13 protein-coding genes are annotated in these 21423 nt (G+C 75.3%); 3 read left to right on the forward strand and 10 right to left on the reverse strand.

All coding sequences use genetic code 11. The features are described 5' to 3' along the window. Positions 1-337: 337 nt before the first annotated feature. The 9 genes from AB7J25_RS14190 to AB7J25_RS14230 all read right to left on the reverse strand — a co-directional run bounded on the left by AB7J25_RS14190 (position 338) and on the right by AB7J25_RS14230 (position 15390). Positions 338-1318 carry a hypothetical protein gene (locus AB7J25_RS14190; RefSeq protein ID WP_428509032.1) on the reverse strand — a complete coding sequence of 327 codons (981 nt, stop codon included), beginning with the start codon at positions 1316-1318 and terminating at the stop codon, positions 338-340. Further along, the gene (locus AB7J25_RS14195) at positions 1318-4800 is read right to left on the reverse strand and encodes an AAA family ATPase (RefSeq protein ID WP_428509034.1); all 3483 of its coding nucleotides are present in this window, start codon (positions 4798-4800) and stop codon (positions 1318-1320) included. The genes AB7J25_RS14190 and AB7J25_RS14195 overlap by 1 nt, the downstream gene beginning before the upstream one ends. Positions 4801-4901: 101 nt before the next feature. Continuing rightward, the gene (locus AB7J25_RS14200) at positions 4902-6044 is read right to left on the reverse strand and encodes an exonuclease SbcCD subunit D (RefSeq protein ID WP_428509036.1); all 1143 of its coding nucleotides are present in this window, start codon (positions 6042-6044) and stop codon (positions 4902-4904) included. Positions 6045-6046: 2 nt separating this feature from the next. Then, positions 6047-7753, reverse strand: a complete 1707-nt coding sequence (locus AB7J25_RS14205) for an ATP-binding protein (protein WP_428509038.1) — start codon at positions 7751-7753, stop codon at positions 6047-6049. A 1034-nt stretch (positions 7754-8787) separates the two neighbouring features. Next, a complete protein-coding gene (locus AB7J25_RS14210) occupies positions 8788-9804 on the reverse strand; it encodes a hypothetical protein (RefSeq protein WP_428509040.1) in 1017 nt (338 codons plus the stop codon). A gap of 139 nt (positions 9805-9943) precedes the next feature. Continuing rightward, positions 9944-11536: an MFS transporter gene (locus AB7J25_RS14215; RefSeq protein ID WP_428509042.1), complete on the reverse strand. Its 1593-nt coding sequence runs from the start codon at positions 11534-11536 to the stop codon at positions 9944-9946. A gap of 110 nt (positions 11537-11646) precedes the next feature. Further along, complete coding sequence (locus AB7J25_RS14220) at positions 11647-12549, reverse strand: alpha/beta hydrolase (RefSeq protein ID WP_428509044.1); 903 nt, start codon at positions 12547-12549, stop codon at positions 11647-11649. 93 nt (positions 12550-12642) lie between these two features. Continuing rightward, the gene (locus AB7J25_RS14225) at positions 12643-13590 is read right to left on the reverse strand and encodes a helix-turn-helix domain-containing protein (RefSeq protein ID WP_428509046.1); all 948 of its coding nucleotides are present in this window, start codon (positions 13588-13590) and stop codon (positions 12643-12645) included. Positions 13591-13668: 78 nt separating this feature from the next. Continuing rightward, a complete protein-coding gene (locus AB7J25_RS14230) occupies positions 13669-15390 on the reverse strand; it encodes a SulP family inorganic anion transporter (RefSeq protein WP_428509048.1) in 1722 nt (573 codons plus the stop codon). 291 nt (positions 15391-15681) lie between these two features. Here AB7J25_RS14230 and AB7J25_RS14235 point away from each other — a divergent pair, with 291 nt between their 5' ends. Continuing rightward, complete coding sequence (locus tag AB7J25_RS14235; protein WP_428509050.1) at positions 15682-17529, forward strand: acyltransferase family protein; 1848 nt, start codon at positions 15682-15684, stop codon at positions 17527-17529. 37 nt (positions 17530-17566) lie between these two features. Here the strand turns inward: AB7J25_RS14235 and AB7J25_RS14240 are convergent, their stop codons facing one another. Then, complete coding sequence (locus AB7J25_RS14240; protein WP_428509052.1) at positions 17567-17959, reverse strand: RidA family protein; 393 nt, start codon at positions 17957-17959, stop codon at positions 17567-17569. A gap of 233 nt (positions 17960-18192) precedes the next feature. On the opposite strand from AB7J25_RS14240, the gene AB7J25_RS14245 reads away from it, so the two are divergent. After that, the gene (locus AB7J25_RS14245; protein ID WP_428509054.1) at positions 18193-20112 is read left to right on the forward strand and encodes an FAD-dependent monooxygenase; all 1920 of its coding nucleotides are present in this window, start codon (positions 18193-18195) and stop codon (positions 20110-20112) included. Positions 20113-20174: 62 nt separating this feature from the next. Further along, a complete protein-coding gene (serA, locus tag AB7J25_RS14250) occupies positions 20175-21374 on the forward strand; it encodes a phosphoglycerate dehydrogenase (protein WP_428509056.1) in 1200 nt (399 codons plus the stop codon). Positions 21375-21423: the final 49 nt, after the last annotated feature.

Consider the following 21423-nt stretch of genomic DNA (forward strand, 5'->3'; position numbering starts at 1 on the left):
GAACTCCGCAGCTCGCGAGGGAGCCGGGCAGCAGGCGTGGGCCGCCCGGCGGATGGCCGGGACGGCGAGCGCGGATCAGGTGAGGGTGAGGGCGCCGCCGTCAGCGGGCGGCACGCACCTTGTGCGACCAGATTCCTGTGGACATGGCCCCGACGCTAGCAGCGCGGCCCCTGGCGGGCCGAGCGGTTTCCGGTCCGGGCGGCGACCCCGGCCGACCCAGTGGGCGGGCAGTCACCGCACCGGCCGCCGACCCCCGGGGCGAGTGTGCACTCCGTCAGCCTCGGGCATGCCTCAGCGCACGCTCGGTGGCCGACCCCCGGGGCGGGCGTGCACTCCGTCAGCCCCGGACCGGAGTGAGTGCACCCTCGGGCTCGGTGGCGAGCGCGGCCCGCCGCAGCGCCCGGTACACGAGGGCCTGCTCCCCCATCCGCCGCCGCAGCCCGCGTTCCAGCCCGGCGATCGGGTAGAGGTTCTGCGGGGCCCGGGAATCCTTGTACTCGGTGGAGGCGTAGCGCGGCAGGGTCACCTGGCTCACGGAGGCGAGCGTCGCGACCTGCGCCGCCGGGAGATCGGCGCTGCACTCCACGCGGACGACGCCCGCCCACGGCGTGTCCACCGCGCACGGCAGCCGCAGGTACCAGGTGTGGCGCTCCCACGACGTCCCCAGCCGGAACACCGGCGTGCGCTCGCCCGCGCCGAGCCGCGCCACGACGGCGCCCAGCTCCGGTGGCAGGTACTCGCTGCGGTGGGTCTTGACGAACCCGATCGTGCGCGCGAGGTGCTGGCGGCCGCGCAGCGGGCCGTCCACGACCAGCAGGTCCTCCTCGCCGGGCTCCCGGTCCCGCGCGTCCGCCGCGGCGAACAGCTCGACCTCGCCCAGCGCGTTCTGCAGGGCCAGCGACAGCAGCTGCATCGGTGCCGTTCCGGGCTTCTCGACGACGCGCGCGGCCCGATAGGTGCCGGCGGTCGTCGTGACGTCCTCGGGCGTGGCGGCGGTCGTGAAGAGCCCCCGTCGCACGTAGGTGGCGTCCAGCCGCGCCCCACCGGGCCCGCAGCGGACCACCCCGGCCGCGTACGAGGCGCACAACCCGGGCGCGGCGCCGACCGGCTCGTCCAGCCAGACCTGCGCGTCCACCCGGCGCACCCCGTCCACGAAGAGCACGACCGGCGGCGGGGCGAGCCGCGCGTCGGGTGGCACCGGCGCCCAGTCCTGCACGGGTCGTTCGACGGCCGCGTCCACCTCCTGGTGCGAGGCGCCCAGCTCGGCGTCCAGGCCCGTGCCGTAGCTCGGATCCCAGGGATCGACCCGGAACCGCATCAGCGCTCCTCCCGTTCGATCGACGACGTCCGCCCGTCCCTGCGCAGCACGAACCTCACCGGCACCCGCTCGGCCAGCGCCGGCACGTGCGTCACGACACCCACCATGCGGTCGCCGCCCGCGGCGAGCGTCTCCAGCGTGGTGGCGACAATGTCCAGGTTCGACTCGTCCAGCGTCCCGAAACCCTCGTCGAGGAAGATCGACTCCAGGCGGGTGGCGCTGCGGGCGGCGAGCCCGCCCAGCTGCCCGGACAGCGCCAGCGCCATCGCGAGGCTCGCCTGGAACGTCTCCCCGCCGGAGAGGGTCTTCACCGGGCGGCGGGTGTCGGCGTCGGCGTGGTCGATCACCTGGAAGTCGCCGCGGTCGTCGTGGGTCAGCGCGAACTGCCCGCCGGACAGCTCTGCGAGGATCTCCGACGCGTCCGCGACCAGGGTGTCCAGGACCGAGTTCATCAGCCAACGAGGGAACCGGTCCGACCGGAGCTGCTGGCCGAGCAGCCGCGCGACCTGCTGCTCCTCCAGCGCCGTGGCGCGGTCCGACCGCAGCAGGTCCGCGTCGGCGCGGCGCTCGGCGATCCGGGCGTGCGCCGCGCGGACGGTACCCAGTGCGGCGGTGACGGCCAGCGCGGCCCGGCGGGGATCGACGAGCGCGGTCCCGGGTGACGCGACCACGTCCGCCGGGTCGATCCCGCGGCCGGCGAGCGCATCCGCGAGGCGCCCGGCCAGGCGGGCCCGCTCGTCGCGGGCCCGGGTGATCGCGGCCTCGGCCTCCGCCAGCCCGGCGTCGCGGGCCGCTGCGGCGACGACCGCCCAGGTCACCAGGCCCTCCCAGGCCGGGCCGAGGGCGTCCCCGGCGAGGGCCGGCGCGCCGAGCGCCACCAGAGGGTCCCGCGCGCCGCGCAGCACCTCCCACGCCGCGGTGACCCGCCGCGCCACGTCCGCGACGGCCCGTTCCGCCTCCTGACGGGCGACGCGGGCCGCGCGCAGGGCGGCCGCCGCCGTCCGGGCCCGCTGCTCCAGCGCGGACGACCGCGCCAGCTCGGCGGCGATCTCCGCAGGTGACGGGGCACCCGCCAGCTCGGCCCGCAGCGTCGCGGCGCGCCGCTCGGCAAGCCTGACGTGCCCGTCGGTCTCCTGCTCGGCGCGCTCCGCCCGGGTCTCCGCCCGCCGCCGCCGCTCCTCCTCACGCTCGGCCGCGGCGAACGCCCCGTCCGCGTCGGCCTGCTCCGCCTCCGCCGCGACCCACGCCGACCGGCCGGCAGCCAGCTCCTCGTCCCGGGCGGCGGCCTCGGCCCGCACCCAGTCGGCCAGCTGCCGCCAGCCGGCCAGTGCGCCGGCGGGCAGCGTCGGCGCACCGAGCGGGGCGAGCGGCTCCCGCGCCGCCCGCAGCCGCTCGATCGCCTCCGCCTCCGCCGTGCGAGCCGCCTCGGCCTGCGCGGCCGCCGCGTCCCGGGCGCGGCGGGCCGCCCGGAGCGCGGTGTCCGCGTCCGCGACGGCCCGGTCCGCGCGCTCCCGCTCCACGAGCGCGGCGTCGACCGCCTCGACCGCCACGGCGCGGACAGCGGGGACAGCGCCCCGACCTCGTGGGCCCTCACCCGGCCCCGCCGGACCGTCGGCGGTGTCGCCGGGCCCGGATCCGGGCCGATCCGGGCCGCCGGATGCTCCCGCCTGCGGTTCGGGCCCGAGCAGTCCCGCCGCGCCCGCAGCCTCGTGCAGCAGCTCGGCCACCCGGACGGTCTCACCGTCCAGCCGCTCCAGCTCGGCCACCGCGACCGCGAGCGTCGACGCGGCCCGCCCGTGCACCCCCCGGCACTCGTCGTGCTCCTCCTCGGCAGCGGCGAGGGCGTGGCGAGCGACGTGCAGGTCCGCCACCGGCAGCTCCGGTGGCAGGGTCGCGATGCGCTGCGCGCACACCGGGCACTCCTCGCCGACCGCGAGCACGGGCCGCAGGGTCGCCGCGACGTCCGCGCGCTGGAGCGCCTCCAGCCGTCCCCGGGCCTGCTCCCACCGGGCCGCTGCGGCGTCCGTGGCCGCCCCCGCCGCGGCCGCGGCCTCCTCGGCGGCCGTCCGGGCCGCCACCGCGCGGGTCCGCCGCTCCCGCAGCGCCGCCAGCTCCCCGTGCCGGCGGCGCGCCTCCTCCAGCGGGGCCCGCGCGGGCGCGGCACCGGCGTCCGCCCTGGCCCGCGCCTCGGCCTCCTCCGCGGCGGTGAGCTCCCGCGCGGCCCGGCGGGCGCCCAGCTCGGCCGCCGCGCGGCGCTCGTCCAGGTCCGCGAGGCCGCCCGGACCGTCCGGGACGGCGAGCAGCTCGCGCTCGGCGGCCAGGCGGTTCACCTCGGCCGCGGCCGACGCCGCCGCCTCCCGCGTCGCGTCGCGGGCCTTGCGGGCGTCCTCCAGGGCGACGTGCGCCGTGGCGGCGTCCGCCGATGCCGCCGCGAGCGCCGCCGACGCCGCCGCGAGCGCCTCGACGAGCCCCGGCAGCCCGTCGAGCGTGGCACCCAGCTCGTCCTGTGCGGCCCGCCACCGCTGCAACGCCGTCCGGTCCGGCCCTGCCGCGAGGGCGTCCCGGGCGGCCGTGTCCGCCTCGTCGGCGTCCTGCTCCGCGGCGAGCGCCTCGCGCACCGCCGCCGCCCCGCGCCGGTGCGCAGCGTCCAGCTCGGCGACAGCCGCCGGGACGGCGAGCGCACGCAGCCGGCCCTGCTCCTCGCACAGCCGCTGCGCCACCGCCTCCTGCCGGGCCAGCTCGGCGGCCGCGGCGTCGATCCCGGGGGCCGCCGCAGTCACCGTCCGGTCCAGCTCCTCCAGCGCCTCGACCCGGGCCGCGGCCTGCTCCTCGGCCTCCGGGGTGGCGTCCGCGTAGCGTTCGAGCTGCTCCCCGAGCAGCTCGACGCGCTGCTGGCCCGCACTCGCCTCCTGGTTCGCGCGCTGCTTCACGCGGTCGTAGACGCCGAGGCCGAGGATCTTCTCCAGCTTCTCCTGGCGGTCCTTCGCGGCGGCGTGCAGGAAGTCCGCGAAGTCGCCCTGCGGCAGGACGACACAGGTGCAGAAGTCCTCGAAGCCGAGCCCGAGCAGCGCCTCGACGTGCCTGCTGACCTGGCTGCCCTCGGCGATCGGCTCCGCGGGCTCACCCTCCTCGGCGGTGGCATCGTGATCGACCAGGCGTTCCAGCCGCGCACCCTTGACGTTCACCGCGCCCGATGCCGCCCGGCGCAGCTCGCGGGCGACGACGTAGCGCTCGCCCGCCGCGTCGAAGACCAGGCTGACGGTGGCGCGCGCGGTGGTCGGGGCCAGCGCGAGCGCGACGGTGCGCCGGTCGTCCCAGCGCGGGACGGAGCCGTAGAGCGCGAACGTCAGCGCGTCGATCACCGTGGACTTGCCCGACCCGGTGGGCCCGACGAGCGCGAAGTAGTCCGCGCCCCGGAAGTCGACGGTGGCGGGCTCGCGGAACGACGCGAACCCCGCCATGCGCAGCAGCACCGGTCGCATCAGCCCGCTCCGCCCATCAGGCCCACCCCATCCTCAGCCCGCTCCGCTCATCAGGCCCACCCCATCCTCAGCCCGCTCCGCTCATCAGGCCCACCCCATCCTCAGCCCACCTCGTCCAGCAGCCGCGCGAACAGCTTCTCCACCCGCGCGTCCGCGACGCCCGCGCCGGCCAGGTACTCGCCGAAGAGGTCGGCGGGGCTGCGGTCCGCGCCACCCGACGGGCGGGGCCGGGCCTCGGTGGGCGCGGCGAACTCCGGGTCGATGCGCACCTCCAGTGCGTTCGGCAGCGCGGCGACCACGTCGTCGCGCAGCCCGGCCCTGGCGGGCTCGCGGACGACCACCCGTAGCCAGTCCTCGCCGACGTCCCCGGCGAGCGCCGCGAGCTCGGCCACGGTGCCGTGCAGCGTCCGCAGCCGCCGGGCCGTGGTGATCGGGATGTCCGTGACCCGGGCGGGCCTACCCGGCGAGGCCTCCACCAGGCAGACGACCGGCTCGTTCTCCTGCTCGCCGAAGTCCACGGCCAGCGGGGCACCGGAGTAGTGCACGGGGCACGGGGCGTCCATCCGCTGGCGGCGGTGCAGGTGCCCGAGCGCCACGTAGTGCGCGTCGACGGGGAAGACCGTCGCGGGCACCGCGTACTCGAAGATCGACTGCGCCTCCCGCTCGCCGCCGCCGAACCCCCCGCCGATCACGGTGAGGTGCGCCGTCACGAGGTTGACGGCGTCGTCGCGGAACCCGGCGGTGAGGTTGGCGAGGATGTCGCGCAGCTGCTGGTCGTACGCACCGGTGTTCTCCCCCGGCGTGCGAGTGATCAGCTCGGCCGCGCTCACGGCGTAGCGCTGCGACAGGAACGGCAGCACCGCGACGTTCGCCCGCTCGCCCCCCGCGGTGAGCTGCAGCAGCCCGCCGTTGTCCGCGGTGCGCGGGGCGCCGACCAGCGTGATCCCCGCCGCGCTCGCCAGCGGCCGGTAGGCGTCCAGAGCCGGGCCGTGGTCGTGGTTGCCCGCGATCGCCACGACCTGGGCGTCGCGCGCCAGGCCCAGCAGGGTGCGGACCACCAGGCTCTGCGCGTGGGCGCTCGGCGCCGCGGTGTCGTAGAGATCGCCCGCGACGAGCACGAGGTCCACCTCGTGCTCCCTGGCGATCCCGACGATCTCGCGCAGCACGCGCTCGTGCTCGTCCAGCCGCCCGCGGCCCTTCAGCGTCTTGCCGACGTGCCAGTCGGCGGTGTGCAGGATCCGCATGGTCAGAACGGTGCATCGTCGGCCGCGGCCGGGAGCCGCCCGAACGGGTCGTGCCCGTTGGCGAGCACCGGCCCCCCACCCGACTCCGCGAGCCGGGTGGCCCATGCCGGGAACGGGAACTCGACGGCCAGCGGCACGGGGATCTCCGGCTGCGAGACGAACATCGTCCCCGGCTTCGCGATCACCGCGCGGGCCCGCTGCGACACCGGGAGGAAGCCGTACTCGGGCCGTCCCGCCTCCGCCGGGTCGAGCCGCCCCACCACCTTGATCGAGGAGTTGGAGACGATCCGCCGCTCCACCTCGCTCGCCGTCTGCTGCGCGCCGACCAGGATGATCCCCAGCGAACGACCGCGCTCGGCGATGTCCAGCAGCACCTCCTTGATCGGGCTCGACCCCTCCCGCGGCGCGTACTTGTTCAGCTCGTCGATCATCGTGAACAGCAGGCCGTCCGCTCCCGCGGCCTCCTTGCGCGCCGTCTCCGCCGCCAGCACCACGCCGACGACGAACCGCTGTGCGCGCTCGGGCAGGTTATGCAGGTCGACGACCGTGACCTGCTGCCCGTCCGTGCTCACCTGCCGGCGCGCGAGCTGGGCGAGGTCGCCGCGGATCAGCGAGCGCAGCGGGCGGACGCTGGAGCGCAGGCGGCGCAGGAACGCGTTCACCGTGCCCGTCCCGATGATCGAGCCCACCCACTCCCGGCGCAGCTCGTCGTCGGAGAGCTGCTCGGAGATGTGGTCGACGAGCTGCTCGTACGAGCGCAGCGTGCGCCCGTCCAGCACCACCCCGCCCTGGTCGACCTCCACCGCGTGCCGCTTCAGCCGCGCCGCGACCTGGTGCACCACCATCGTGTACTGGTTGCGCTCGTCCTCGACGTCCGCGAAGACGTACTGCATCAGCTCGTCGCGGCAGAACTCGGCGATCGTCCACCAGAACGGGGTGATCCCGCTGGTCCGCCCCGTCACGTGCGGGCGGCCCGACGGATCCTCCGGCAGTGGCGGCGCGAAGAACCCCACCGACCCGAACGGCTCCGCGGGCAGGCCGAGCAGCAAGTAGCGGCCGCGCTGCTCGTCGTCCAGGCGGGTGTTGCGGTGGTCGAGGAACAGGAGGTCCTCACCCTTGACGCTGAACACCAGGGCCCGCGCGTTCACCGACCGGCGGCCCAGCGCCCCGCTGGTGAACGCCGAGTAGAGCAGGAACAGCGCGAAGCTCGTCTTCGTCGCGACGCCCGAGATGCCGCTGATCGAGACGTGGCCGCCGCGGGTGCCGTCCAGGAAGTCCGCGTTGAGGTAGATCGGCTCGCCGTCGCGGCCCAGGCCGACCGGGACCTTCGCCTCCATCCCGTCGAAGTACAGCGCCGCCGCCCGTTCCTCGCCCGACGCGCGGCGGGCGGGTGCTCCCGGCAGCGGCGGGACGTAGCACTCCGGCTCGACCCGCGTCGTCGTGACCTCGGCGATCTCCTGCACGTGCGCTGGCAGCACCCCGTCCGCGATGAGGAAGACGTCCGAGCCGAACGTCGCGCCCTCGTGGCGGGCCCGGACCTCCGTGACCACGCCCGAGGTGGTGACCACCCCGACGCCCGGTACCGGGCGCTGCGTGACCACCACGTCGTCGAGCTGGAGGTACTGCTCCGGGGCGAGCCCGACGCTGAACTGCAGCGGCGTCGAGTCCGCGGTGCCGACGACGAGGCCGACGGGTTCGGGGGTCGCCACGGGTGCTCCTCGGGCTGGTGGGGTGCGTTCCGACGGTAGTGCGCGCCACCCACATCGCCGCGGGGGGCCCGGCGGGGCGGGCGCGGTGGCCCGCGGCGGTCGGGCGGGGGGCTCAAGCCCGGGGTTGCGGCCGGGCGGATCCCGGGCAGCGGCTGGGCGGATGCCCGGGTTCCCGGCAGCTGGCGGAAGCGGGGGCCGGGGCCGGGCCGTGTCACCCCGGGCTGCCGCCGGATGAGTGCCCTGGGTTGTGTGCGGGCGGGTTACCCGGGCTGCGGCCGTACGGGGTGCCCCGGACTGCGGCTGCCTCGGGCCGCGGCCTGGCGGGTGCCCCGGGTCCCGGCAGCTGGCGGGAGCAGGGGCAGCGGGCGGAGCCGGATGCCCCGGAGGGCGGCCGGGCCGAGGTACCCCGGGCCGCCGCCGGGAGCGGGTGTCGGGAGGGGTGGGGTCCTCGCAGAGCCTCTACACGCCTCGCAGGGCCCCGCGCAGGCCCTTGCAGAGCCCCCACACGCCTCGCAGGTGCTGCAGCCTCTGCGAGGCGTGGCCAACCCCTGGGAGGACAGGAGGGTGGCGCCGCGCACACCCCGCCGTGCACACCCCCACGCGCCGTGCACACCCCCACGCGCCGTGCAGACGCTGACGTGGCCGTGCATGCCGCCCGAGGTGTGCACCGTGACGCCGCGGTGTGCACGGCCCGGACTCCGCCGCAGCCCACGAACGACCATCGCCGGGCCTCCGCACGCCCTCGCCGGGTCCGCGCACGCCTCCGGACGTCACCGCGCCGGGCACCTTCGCAGAGCCGCCGCACGCCTCGCAGGTGCTGCAACCCCTGGGAGGCGCCGCCGATCCCTGCGAGGCGCGGCAGCCCTGCGGGACGCGCCGAACCCTGCGAAGCAGGCCCAACCGTGCGAGGCGCGCCCAACCCGGCGGGGCGCGCCCAACCCGGCGGGGCGCGGCCGAATCCTGCGGGGCAACGGCGCACCCAGCGAACACCCGACGGTTCGGCGTCGATCGCTCCCGGTGCGACGCCGCCCCGGTCAGCCTCGCCGGCCCACGCTCCGGTACTCCGTGTCCCCGCGGTCGTGGTCGTGGCCGCCCCGATCAGCGGTGTCCCGGCTGTGGCGGCCGCCGTCGCCCGGGGTGCGGCGATCGTCGCAATCCCCGGTGTCGTCGTGGCGATCGTGCCCGTCACGGTCGTCAGGGTCGTCACTGTCGTCACGGTGCCCGCGGGTGTGGCGGCCGGTCCCGATGGACTCGCCGTCGAGGTCGTCGTCGACCCACCGCCCTGCGGTGTCGCCCGACCAGTCCTCGTCGGGGCGGGTGTGGCGACCCGACCCGTCCGCGTCGGTGACGCGCCCAGCGGGCCGCGCGCCGCGGTGGGACACGGCGGGCAGCGCGACGGGGCCGGACCCCAGCAGCTCGACGTCGTCGGCGCGCGGGGCGACCCTGCTCGCCACCCGGGTCGACGCCGACGCGTCCGGGAGATCGAGGCCGTCGAGGGCCCAGCCGTCCCAGCTGTCCCCGTCGTCCGAGCAGGCCCCGCAGCCCCGGTCGTCCCCATCGTCGTCCCCGAGGTCACGGCCGTTCCCGCCCTCGTCGGCGCCGTCCCCCCGTCGCGGATCCGCCCCCTCGGCGGCTCCCGGCGCCCGGGCGGCGCCGCCACCGGATCCCCTGCCAGACGCCGCGGCGTCACCACGGGCCGGAGCCGGACTCGCCGCGGGCGGCCGGAAGACCTGCGGAGGCGCCGGGAGCGCCTCGTCGGGCGGTGCCGGCACGGCGGTCGGCGAGCCCGGCTCGGCCGGCAGCGGCTGCGGCGCGGACGGCCCAGCGGACGGCCCGGCAGACGACCCTGACGACGTCCCGGCAGACGGTCCGGTGGACGGTGCGGTGTCCCGACCCACCAGGACCACACCGGCCACCGTGGCTCCCCCGACGAGCAGCACGCCGGCCGCGAGGCCCATCCGCACCTCCCGCCGCGCCGGGAGGATCCGGCGTTCCCGGCGCAGGAGCTCGAGGATCGGCAGCGTCGCGCGGGGTGGCCAGTGCGAGCCCATGATCCTCCGTTTCGGCCGTCGGCGCGCCGAGTCTGGCCCCCGACCGCGCCCGGCGACACCCTCCCGGCCCGGGTTGCCCCGCCCGCCTCATCAGCCGGGACCGGACGGGCGCAGCGGCGGCGATCCGTCGGGTGCAGGTTCAGTCCTCGTCCACCCTCGGCGGCAGCAGGTGCTTCACCTCCGGCTCGGTGACCGCGAACCGGCGGGCCTCCGCCTCGATGGCGCGATCCGTGCCGGTGAGCCGGCCGCCGTGCTGGCGCAGGTGCTCAGCCCAGCTCGGATACTCGGCGACCTCCACGAAGCTCGTCGGGTCGGCCCCGTCGCGGAACACCGCGCAGCTCGTGGCGCCGGTGCGCATCTTGACCCGGCGCACCCGGGCCATGGCGTCGAGGAAGGCCGCCGCCTCCGAGGGCGGCACGGTGTAGGTGACCGTGACGACTACCGGGCCGTCGTCGGGCTCCGCCTCCAGCTCCAGGTACGGCTCCGGCCAGTAGACCGCGGGGTCGCGGTCCAGGCCGGTGGTGTCGCGCAGCGGCCACCGGATGACGGTGAGCGCCCCGACCGCGAGCAGGGCCGCGGCGATCCCGAGCGCGACCGCGACGCCGAGCGCGTTCGCGACCACGCCCCACACCACCGACGCGACGGCCTGCCCGCCCGCGAACACCATCTGGTAGATCGACAGGCCCCGCGCCCGCACCCAGCCGGGCAGGAAGACCTGCAGGGAGCCGTTCATCGTCGCGAGCATGCAGAGCCACGCGAGCCCGCCGGGGACCAGCGCCGCCATCACGACCGGCAGGCTCGGCACCAGGGCGGCCGCGGTCGCGGCGGCGAACACGAGCCCGGCGGTGGCGGCGAGCCGGTTCGGGCTGAGCATCGCCGCGATGCGCGGGAGCAGGAACGCGCCGAGCACCGCGCCGACCCCGAGCGCGCCGAGCAGCAGGCCGTAGCCGAAGGCGTCCAGGTCCAGCAGCCGGCTCGCCACGAGCGGCAGCAGCGCCCACAGCGCCGCTCCCGGCGCGACGAAGACCAGCGTGCGCAGCAGGATCCGCCGGACGACCGGCGAGTGCCGCACGTACCGGGCGCCCGCCACGAGGGCGCCCGCGAACCGCTCCGGCAGCAGCGGCTCTTCGGTCTCGGGCGGGCGCAGCCGCACCAGGACGACCGCGAGTGCCACGTAGGTGGCGGCGTTGAGCGCGAAGACGGCGGCGACGCCGAACTGCGCCACGAGCAGCCCCGCGAGCGCCGGGCCGATGGCGCGGGCGAGGTTCATCGCGACGCCGTTGAGCGCCGCGGCGGCCTTCACCTGCCTGCGGCCCACCAGCTCCCCGACGAGGGTCTGGTAGGCGGGGATGGTGAGGGTCGTCCCGACGCCGAGCAGGAACGTCGCCGTGAGCAGCAGCGCGGGCGGCAGCCGGTCCAGGACGGTGAGTGTGACGAGCAGCGCCCCGACCGCGACCTGGAACAGCTGCACCCCGACGAGCAGCCGCCTGCGGTCGACGATGTCGGCGAGCGCCCCGGCGGGCAGCGCGAACGCGAGCGTGGGCAGCATCGCGGCGGTCTGGACCAGGGCGACGAGGGTCGCCGCGTTCGGCTGGTCGACGAGCAGCCACTGCGCGCCGACGGTCTGCATCCAGGTGCCGACGAGGCTCGCCAGCTGCGCGATCCACAGGGCCCGGAAGGCCGTCACGCGCAGCGGGGCCCACGCGGAGGGTGCGGTGGTACTCGTCGACACGCCCGCATCGTCCCAAGGACGGCTCACGAGCGGTGATCACCGTCGCCGTGACCTGGCGTGCACCCGTACACCTCATGTCACGCAACCAGCGATCACCGCTCGTCTCCCGGTCAGCCCAGGTGCGCGAGGAACCAGTCCCGCTGCGCCGCGCCGGACACTGCGAACGCCTCACCGACGTAGGCCTCGAAGTGCCCGCCGGGCAGCACGAGCAGCTTCTTGGGCTCGATCGCGCGTTCGTATCCCGCCAGCGCGATGTCGGCCGGGGTCAGGTGGTCGCCGGCGGCGACGACCATCATCAGCGGCGTCGGGCCGATCAGCGGCAGGTAGGCGCCGGGCTCGTAGTTGACGAACATCTCGATGCTGCGCAGCGTCACCTCGTTGCGCCACGTCTTCGCGCGGTCGCGGATGGGCCCCAGGAAGAAGTCGTGGGTGTCGGCCGTGGGCAGCGCGCACGGCTCGTCGGGGCTGTCGGTCCAGGTCACCGGGATCATCGCGGGCGGCTCGCCGCGGTAGCGGGCGAGCCGGTCGGCGTCGAACGCGGCGCGCAACCCGGCGAAGTGGTCGGAGCGGACGAGGCGGCGGGCGTTCTCGCTGCCGCTGACCAGCGGCACCTGGGACACGACGCAGCGCACCCTTCGGTCGATCGCCGCCACGACGAGGACGTGCGCGCCGGAGTAGCTCGATCCCCACACGCCGATCCGGGCCGGGTCGATCCCGTCGAGCTGCGAGCCCCAGGTGAGGGCGGCGCGGTAGTCGTCGATCTGCTGCCAGGGGTCGATCTCCCCGGGGATCGGGCCGTCGCTCTCGCCGAGGTTGCGGTTGTCGTAGACGAGCACGGCGAGCCCCGCGGCGGCGAAGACCTCGGCGAAGTCGTCCAGGTACATCTCCTTGGTCGCGGAGAAGCCGTGCGCCATCACCACGAGCGGGGTGGGGCCGGTCGCGCCGTCGGGCCGGTAGAGCCATCCCCGCAGGGTCACGCCGTCGTCGGCCGGGAACGAGACGTCCTCGCGCACTGCTGCCTCCTCGAGTCGGGTGGGGACACCGTGGCGGCGCAGCGGGACCCGCGTCTGCGCGCTGCCTGCAGACCGGGCGGCGATGCCTGCAGCTCAGGAGCGCAGGGAGCCGGGTGTCACCCCGTAGTGGCGCCGGAACGCGCGGGTGAACGTCCCCTGGTCCGCGAAACCCCACCGGACCGCCACGCTCGCGACGGTGGCCGAGCTGCGTTCCAGCTCGCAGCGGGCCCGTTCCAGGCGCCGCCGCGTGACGTAACGGGCGACGGTTTCGCCCCGTGCGGTGAACAGGTCGTAGAGCGTGCGCACCGACACCGCCGCCCCGCGGGCGATCGCCGCCGGGTCCAGGCCCGGGTCGGCGAGGTGCTCCTCGACGTAGTCGCGGACGGTCTCCCAGCGCCGCTGCTGCCAGGCCTCCGGGGGCCGTTCCCGCTGCTCCACGGCGTTGGCCAGCAGCTCGAGCGTCGCCGTGACGACCGCACCGGCGTTGCGCTCGGCGTCCTGCCGGGGGGCCTCGCGAAGGGTGGCGACGACCGCGGTGAGGAAGCTCTCCAGCAGCCGCGTCGCCGGCTCGTCGGGCAGCACCGCGCCCGCGAGGCGGGACGCCCCCGGCCCGAGATCGCCGAGGCGGGCGCGCGGGACGAACAGGGTGCGCTTGCGGATGCGCGACGGGACGGCGAACCGGGCGGGACGGGTGCTGTCCCACAGCAGCGCCATCCCCGGTTCGAGGAGGACCTCCGTCTCCCCCTGCGCGACGATCTCCCACCCGTCGTGGACGAACAGCGCCCCGACGTACTCCTGCGGGGACGCCGCGATCTGGCGACGCCCGCGGCGCCCGGACACCGCGCCGCAGGCGCACTCGACGACGCTGAGCGGCCCGACCGGCTGCGCGACCACCTCGACGCCGGGGTGCAGCGCCCGTGCGTCCGCATCGAGGTCCCAGGGCAGGTGCGTCGCGCTGATCAGGTGGTGGAAGGAGTCGATCGCCTCGCCGGCCCCGCCGGGCGGGGCGGCGGAGAGCGACCACGTCCGCGCGCCGGGCACCGCTCGACGGTAGCGCCGCCGCCCGAGGCCCGCGAGCCCCCGCCGCCCGCGACCCGGCCGGGACGGACCCGGCGGGCCTCACGCGGTGTCCGGCCGGGTCGGGGCGGGCGGCGGGGTCGCCGGGTCCGCGGCGAAGGCGGCCAGGGCGTCCTCGAGCGTGCTGAACCGGCGGTCCTGCGGGATCCGGGCCAGCAACCCGTACACGTCGAGGGTATGGACCAACCCGTCGTCCAGGCGCGCGAGCGCGAAGGTGATCCCGTGCGAGTCCAGGTAGTCGAGCAGCCCGGACAGGCTCACCCCGGCCGAGTAGTCGATGTCGTCGATCGCGCCCGCGTCCAGGATCAGCCAGCGCACCGGATCCGGGGCCGACTCGACGACCTGCTCGACGTCGTCGACGAAGCGGTTGGCGTTGGCGTAGAACAGCTGCGCGTCGTAGCGGAACACGACCAGGCCCGGCAGGCTCTGCACACCGTCGCGGGCGGCGGTGTAGGCCACGCCGCCGTGGACGTCGGGGCGGATGACGAAGTCCCGGGGGCTGTACTGGCGGCGGACGAGGTCGATCACGGACATCACGATCGCCAGGACGATGCCCTCCTCGACGCCGATCGTGAAGACGACCACCGCGGTGACGAGCGCGATGACGAACTCGCTGCGCCGCCGCCGCCACAGCCTGCGCATGCCGACCGCGTCGATGAGCTCGATGCCGATGAGGAACACGATCGCCGCCAGCACCGCCTTCGGCATGTCCTCGAGCGCCGTCGTCGCGAACAGCGCGACGGCGAGGACGGTCACCGCCATCGTCAGGTTCGCGAGCTGGGTGCGCCCCTTCTGGGTGTCCAGGATCTGGGTCTTGGTCGGGCTCCCGTTCACGACGAACGTGCCGGAGAGCCCCGCGGCCAGGTTCGCCCCCGAGAGGCCGACGATGTCGCGGTTGACGTCCACCCGGTCGCCGTGGCGCATGGCGAACGACCGCGAGGTCGCCGCGCTCTGCGCGATGATCAGCACGAAGCACGAGAAGGCCGTCGGCAGCACCTTCCAGGCATCGCTCCAGTCGATGCCGTCGGGCAGGCCGATCGGCGGGAAGCCGCCCTGCACCACGCCGACCACGGCGACGCCGTACTGCTGCACGTCGGCTGCCGCGGAGACGACGATGGACACCACGACGGCGACGATCGCGCCGGGCACCCGCGGGACGTACTTCCGGAAGCCGAGCGAGATCGCCACCGTGCCGACCGCGAAGGCCACGGTCAGCAGGTTCGCCCGGGGGATCGCGGTGATCCACTCCCACTGCTGGACGAGCCACCGACCCTCGCCCTTGGGCACCCCGAGCATGTCGGGGATCTGGCCTCCGATCACCTGGATCCCGACCCCGGTCAGGAAGCCGATCAGCACCGAGGCGGACAGGAAGTCGCCGAGGAACCCGAGCCGCAGCAGCCGCGCGATGAGCAGCAGCGCGCCGCAGACCAGGGCCGTGAGGCTGGTCCAGGCGACCCACTCCGCGGAGTTGGGGGTGAGGCCGGCGATGCCGATCCCGGCGAGCCCGGCCGCCAGGATCGCGGCGGTCGCCGAGTCGGCGCCCACGACCAGGAGCTTCGACGACCCGAGGAGCGCGAACACCATGGTCGGGAAGATCACGGTGTAGAGGCCTGTGGCGATCGGGGTCTGCGCGATCGAGGTGTAACCCATGCACTCCGGGATGGCGACCGCGGCCAGGGTGAGGCCTGCGACGATGTCGGTGGGCAGCCACGCCGGCCGGTATCCGCGGATCCAGGCAGGGACCATCCGTTCCGCCACCGACATGTCGCCTCCCACCGGACGGTCGGCCGCGGCGCTGCGCTCGCGATACCGCCGGGAATCATGACCGCGCCCGCGCCGCCGCGACATCGTCCACATCGGGTGGTCGCCGGCCCCACCCGCTGGGCAGCAGGACCCCGGCCGGCGACACCCCCCGGTGACCGACAGCGGCACGACCGGTGGTCGGGTCGCCGGTCCGCGGAGAGCCGGTCCGCGACGTTCCTGGCGCGCCCAGGTGATCCAGCCGACACCTCGTGGTGTCATCCTCCGAGTGACCGGCCGTCGAGGGGGGACGTGATGGGCGATCAGGTCACCGCGGCCGCACGCCGTCCGGCGCGGCCGTGGTCGCCCGTGCTGCCGCACAGCCCGGGGCTGGACGGCGTGCGGGCGGTCGCGGTCCTCGCCGTGCTCGGCTACCACCTGGACCTGGCCGTGCTCGGTGGCGGCTTCCTCGGCGTCGAGGTGTTCTTCACCCTCAGCGGCTTCCTCATCACCCAGCTGCTCATCGCCGAGCTGCGCCACCGCGGCCGGGTCGACGCTGCCCGGTTCGCCGCCGCGCGGGCCCGGCGGCTGGTCCCGGCGCTGGTGGCGTGCGTGGCCGGCACCGTCCTCGCGCACCGGCTGCTGTTCCCCGCGGAGGCGGCCGATCTCCGTGCGGACGCCCTCGCGGGGCTGCTCTACGTCCAGAACTGGCACCTCGTCGTCGCGGGGGTGCCCTACGGAGCGGCGTTCGATCCCTCACCACTGCTGCACCTGTGGTCGCTGGGCGTGGAGGGGCAGCTCTACGTCCTGTGGCCGCTGCTGTTCGTCGGGGTGCTGGCGCTGTCGCGGTGGCGGGTGGCGGCGACGGCCGTACTGGCCGTGCTGGCGGCGGTCGCCATGGCCGTGCAGTACGACCCTGCCGACACCACCCTGGCCTACTACGCCACCGGCACCCGGGCCTCGGGCTTCCTCGTGGGCGCCGCGCTCGCGATGCTGTGGCGGCCGCAGAGCTGGGTGCGGCCCCGCACGCGCGGGCGGCGCTACGCCCTGGACGCACTCGGGCTGGCCGGGCTCACCGTGCTGCTGTGGCTGCTCGTCAGCGCCACGGAGTTCGACGACGCCCTCTACGAGCGGGGCGGTTTCCTGCTCACCGGCCTCGCCACCGCGGGCCTCGTCGTCGCGGCGAGCCTGCGCAGCGGGCTGGTCGTGGCCGCGCTGTCGCGGCCCGTCCTGACCTGGCTCGGACGCCGCTCGTACGGGATCTACCTCTACCACTGGCCGATCCTCGTGCTGTCGCGCCCCGCGGCCGACCTGCCGGGCGAGGCCGCCGTGCTCGCCGACGTCGCCCGCGTCGCGGCGGTCTTGCTCGTCGCCGAGGCGTCCTACCGCTGGCTGGAGACGCCGCTGCGGCGGGCGGTCCCCCGTCCCGCCGCCGGCCGCAGGCGCGCGGTCGCCGCCCGGTACGCGCTCACCACGGCGGGGGCGGTCGGCGGCGTCGCCGTGGTGCTGGCCGCGACGACCGTGCCCGTGGTGTCCGGGATGGCAAGCCTCGCGCTGCCGCTTCCGGCCGGCGGCGCGGCCGGGTCCGCGGCACCGCCCGGGATGCTGACGGGGGCGCTGGCACCCGGCACGGCCGCCGGGCTCGCCGCGCGGGTACCTGCGCCGGCCGGCGCTGCCCCGCCCGCACAGCCGGTCTCGAGCGGTCCCCCCGTACTCGTCGTCGGCGACTCCATCGCCCTGGGCAGCGAGGGCGCCCTGCGCGGCGCCCTCGGCCCGACCACGACCGTCGACGCCGCGGTCGGGCGCCAGTTCGCCGACGCGCTGCCGATCGTGCAGGCGTGGGCGGCCGCCCACGACGGCCCCGTGGTGGTGGGCCTCGGCGCGAACGGCACCGTCCAGGAGGACGACGTCGCGGCGGTGGTCGCGGCTGCGGGTCCCCGCCGCGTGGTCCTGCTCGGGGTGTGCGTCCCCCGCCGCTGGCAGGACCCCAACAACACGGTCCTGCGCACGGTCGCCGCGCAGAACGCCCCGCGGGTGGTGTTCGTCGACTGGGCCGCGCTGCTCGCGGGGCGGCCGGGCATGCTAGGCCCGGACCGGGTGCACCCGACCCGCAAGGGCCAGGCCCTGCTCGCGGACTCCGTGGCCGCGGGCGTCCGTTCCTGAGCCGCCTCCCGGGCCACGCGGCGGGGTCGCGCCCGCGCTACAGCGCCGCGATGGCCTCGACCTCGATCAACCACTCCGGCCGGCCGAGAGCGGCGATCGCGACCTGGGTGTGGGCGGGCAGCTTCGGCCCGAAGAACTCGGCCCGGATCGCGACCAGCTCCTCCCGGTACCGGATGTCGGTGAGGTAGGTGGTGAGCGTGACGACGTCGCGCAACGTCCCGCCACCCGCCTCGACCTGCGCCTGCACGGCCCGGTGGACCTCACGGGCCTGAGCGGCGAAGTCGCGGGCGTGCGCCGGCGCGCCGTGCTCGTCGAAGGCGACCTGCCCGGCGACGAACAGCAGCGTCCGCGCCCCGGTCACCTTCACTGCCTGGGCGTGAGACGGGGGGTCGTACACGCTGTCCGCGGCGTACCACTCGATCTCGGCCACAGCATCCTCCCGTCGGTCCGGCGGCCCGGGCCCGCGCGGTGTGTGCGGAGGAGCGGCCGGCTGTGGAGAACACGATCGGCCGGGGGCGCCGCCGTGCCGGCGACCTTCCGACATGTGGAAGCACCGCTCGGACCGTGGCGGTGAACCTAGGGTTCGAACCGCTCGACGCTGCCGGCCCGGCCACCGGAGTCGTCGCGGCCCGGGCGACCCGACCCTGGAAGGAGCCAGCACCGATGCAGTACTTCTCCGACGGCTACCGTCCCGGCGATCCCCGCATCCACCCCGCCGCACAAGGCCGCGGCGCCGAGCAGGGTCCCCTCCCCGCGGAGGTCGACGTCCTCGTCGTCGGCAGCGGTCCCGCCGGCCTGCTGCTGGCGGCCCAGCTCTCGCGGTTCCCGGAGATCGTCACCCGCGTCGTGGAGAAGGCCGACGGTCCGCTCCAGGTCGGCAGGGCGGACGGGGTGAACTGCCGCACCGTCGAGATGTTCGAGGCCTTCGGGCTGGCGGAGAAGATGATCGACGAGGCCTACTGGGTCAACGAGACCCATTTCTGGGGCGCCGACCCGCAGGACAACTCCAGGATCACCCGCCTGGGCCGCACCCAGGACGTGCGCGACCTGCTGTCGGAGTTCCCGCACGTCATCGTCAACCAGGCCCGCCTGCTGGACTTCCTGCTGGAGTACATGCGCAACTCACCCAGCCGGCTCACGGTCGACTACGGCCTGGAGGCGGTCACGGTCGACGTCCCGGATGCCGCCGAGGAACCGGTCACCGTCACCCTGCGCCGCGGCGGAGCCGGGAACGGGGACGAGGTCACCGTCCGCGCCACGTACGTCGTCGGCTGCGATGGCGCGCGCAGCCTGATCCGCGAGTCCATCGGCCGCAGGATGGAGCGCCAGGGCGAGGACAAGGCCTGGGGCGTGATGGACCTGCTGGCCGTCACCGACTTCCCCGACATCCGGTTCAAGTGCACGATCCAGGCCGGCAACGGCAAGAGCATCCTGCTGATCCCCCGCGAGGGCGGGCACCTGTTCCGGCTCTACGTCGACGTGGGTGAGATCGCCCCCGACGCGTGGCTCACCCCGGAGGAGGTGCTGGCCGAGGCGCGGGCCGTGCTCGCTCCCTACACCCTGGACGTCAAGGAGACCGTGTGGTTCTCGGTGTACCGGGTCGGTCACGGGGTCACCGACAAGTTCGACGACGTCACCAGCGTCGACGGTGTTAGTGGTGTTGACGGGGCCGCCCGCACCCCCCGGGTCTTCATCGCCGGCGACGCGTGCCACACGCACACCGCCAAGGCGGGCCAGGGCATGAACGTGTCCATGGCCGACACCTACAACCTGGGGTGGAAGCTCGTGGCGGTGCTGCGGGGCCGCAGCCCGGCGAGCCTGCTGCACACCTACGACCACGAGCGGCACGGCATCGCCGAGGACCTCATCGCGATGGACACCCGCTGGTCGAAGGCGATCGGCGCCGCCCAGGTCGACCCGAGCAACCCCGAGGCCGCCCTGATCGGGCTGGCCGAGGTGCAGCGGCAGTTCATCACCAACCTCGACTTCACCGCGGGGATGGCGACCCACTACGACGCCGGCCCGCTCACCGGCGACAACACCCACCTGCACCTGGCCGCGGGCTACGAGCCCGGCCGCCGCTTCCACTCCGCCGAGGTGATCCGGCTCAGCGACGCGAAGAAGGTGCACCTGGGTCACGTCCATCAGGCCGATGCCCGCTGGCGGCTCTACGCCTTCGCCGACGCCGTCGACCCGCGCAACCCCGCCTCCCGGCTGAGCAGGCTGATGGACTTCCTCGCCGGTCCCGACTCACCCGTCGCGACGTACACCCCCACGGGCTGGGACGCCGACTCGGTCTTCGACGTGCGCGCGATCCTGCAGCAGCTCCACCAGGAGCTGGACTGGGTGCAGATGCATGACTTCCTCAGGCCGAGGACCGGCCCGCTCGGCCTGGTCGACTACGAGAAGGTCTTCTGTCCGCTGCCCGACACCGACCAGGACATCTTCGACCTGCGCGGCATCGACCGGGGCTCGGGCGCGCTGATCGTGGTCCGGCCGGACCAGTACGTCGCCCTGACCCTGCCCCTGGACGGCTATGCCGAGCTCGACGAGTTCTTCGCCCGGTTCATGAACCCCGCGTGACGCGAGGCACGCCGCCGGCCGCCATCGCGGCCCGGTTCCACTGCCTCGTCTAGGTTGACCCGGTGACCGTACTGCTGCTGGAGAACATCCACCCGGTCGCGGCGGAGGCCTTCCGCCGCGCGGGCTTCGAGGTGGACGCCCGCCCGGGGTCGCTCTCCGAGGACGAGCTCGTCGACACGCTGCCGGGGGTGACGCTCCTGGGGATCCGCTCCAACACGACGATCACCCCGCGCGTGCTCGACGCGGCGAAGGACCTCCTGGCGCTCGGCTGCTTCTGCATCGGCACGAACCAGGTGCACCTGGCCGCGGCGACCGAGCGCGGCATCGGGGTCTTCAACGCCCCGTACTCGAACACGCGCAGCGTCGTCGAGCTGGTCCTGGGCGAGATCATCGCGCTGGCGCGGCGGCTCACCGAGAAGACCGAGCGGATGCACGAAGGGGTCTGGGACAAGTCCGCGAAGGGCAGCCACGAGATCCGCGGGCGCACGGTCGGCATCGTCGGCTACGGCAACATCGGCACCCAGCTGTCCAACCTCGCCGAGGTCGTCGGCCTGCGGGTGATCTTCTACGACACCGCGGACCGCCCCGCGCACGGCAACGCGCGGCGCGTCGGCTCGCTGGAGGAGCTGCTCGCCGAGGCGGACGTCGTGAGCCTGCACGTGGACGGCAGGCCCGGCAACGCCGGCCTCTTCGGTGCCGAGCAGTTCGCCCGGATGAAGCCGCGGGCGATCTTCATCAACGCCTCCCGCGGGATGGTCGTCGACGACGCCGCGCTGCGCGACCACATCCTGTCCGGGCACCTGGCGGGCGCCGCGATCGACGTGTTCCCGATCGAGCCCAAGGCGCAGGGCGACCCGTTCGAGTCCCCGCTGCGGGGGCTCGACAACGTCATCCTCACCCCGCACGTCGGCGGTTCCACCCAGGAGGCGCAGGAGGAGATCGGCCACTTCGTGTCCGGCAAGCTGCTCGGGTTCGTCCGGACGGGCAGCACCGCGCTCTCGGTGAACCTGCCGGAGGTGGCGCCGCCGCGCCCGGAGGGCCTGTTCCGGATGGGGTACCTGCACGTGAACGTCCCGGGAGTGATGGCGGGGATCAACCAGGTCCTCGCCGACGCGGGCGTGAACGTCGTCGGCCAGTCGCTGTCCACCCGCGGCGGGCACGGCTACGTCGTCACCGACACGGACGCACCGCTGTCCGACACGGCGCTCGCGGGATTGCGTGGGCTGCCCCAGACGGTGTGGCTGCGCACCTGGCGGCCCTGAGCCCGTCCTGAGCCCGTCCTGAGCACAGCCGCCCGGGCGGCGACCACCC

Source organism: Pseudonocardia sp. (assembly GCF_050246655.1).
GTDB lineage: Bacteria > Actinomycetota > Actinomycetes > Mycobacteriales > Pseudonocardiaceae > Pseudonocardia.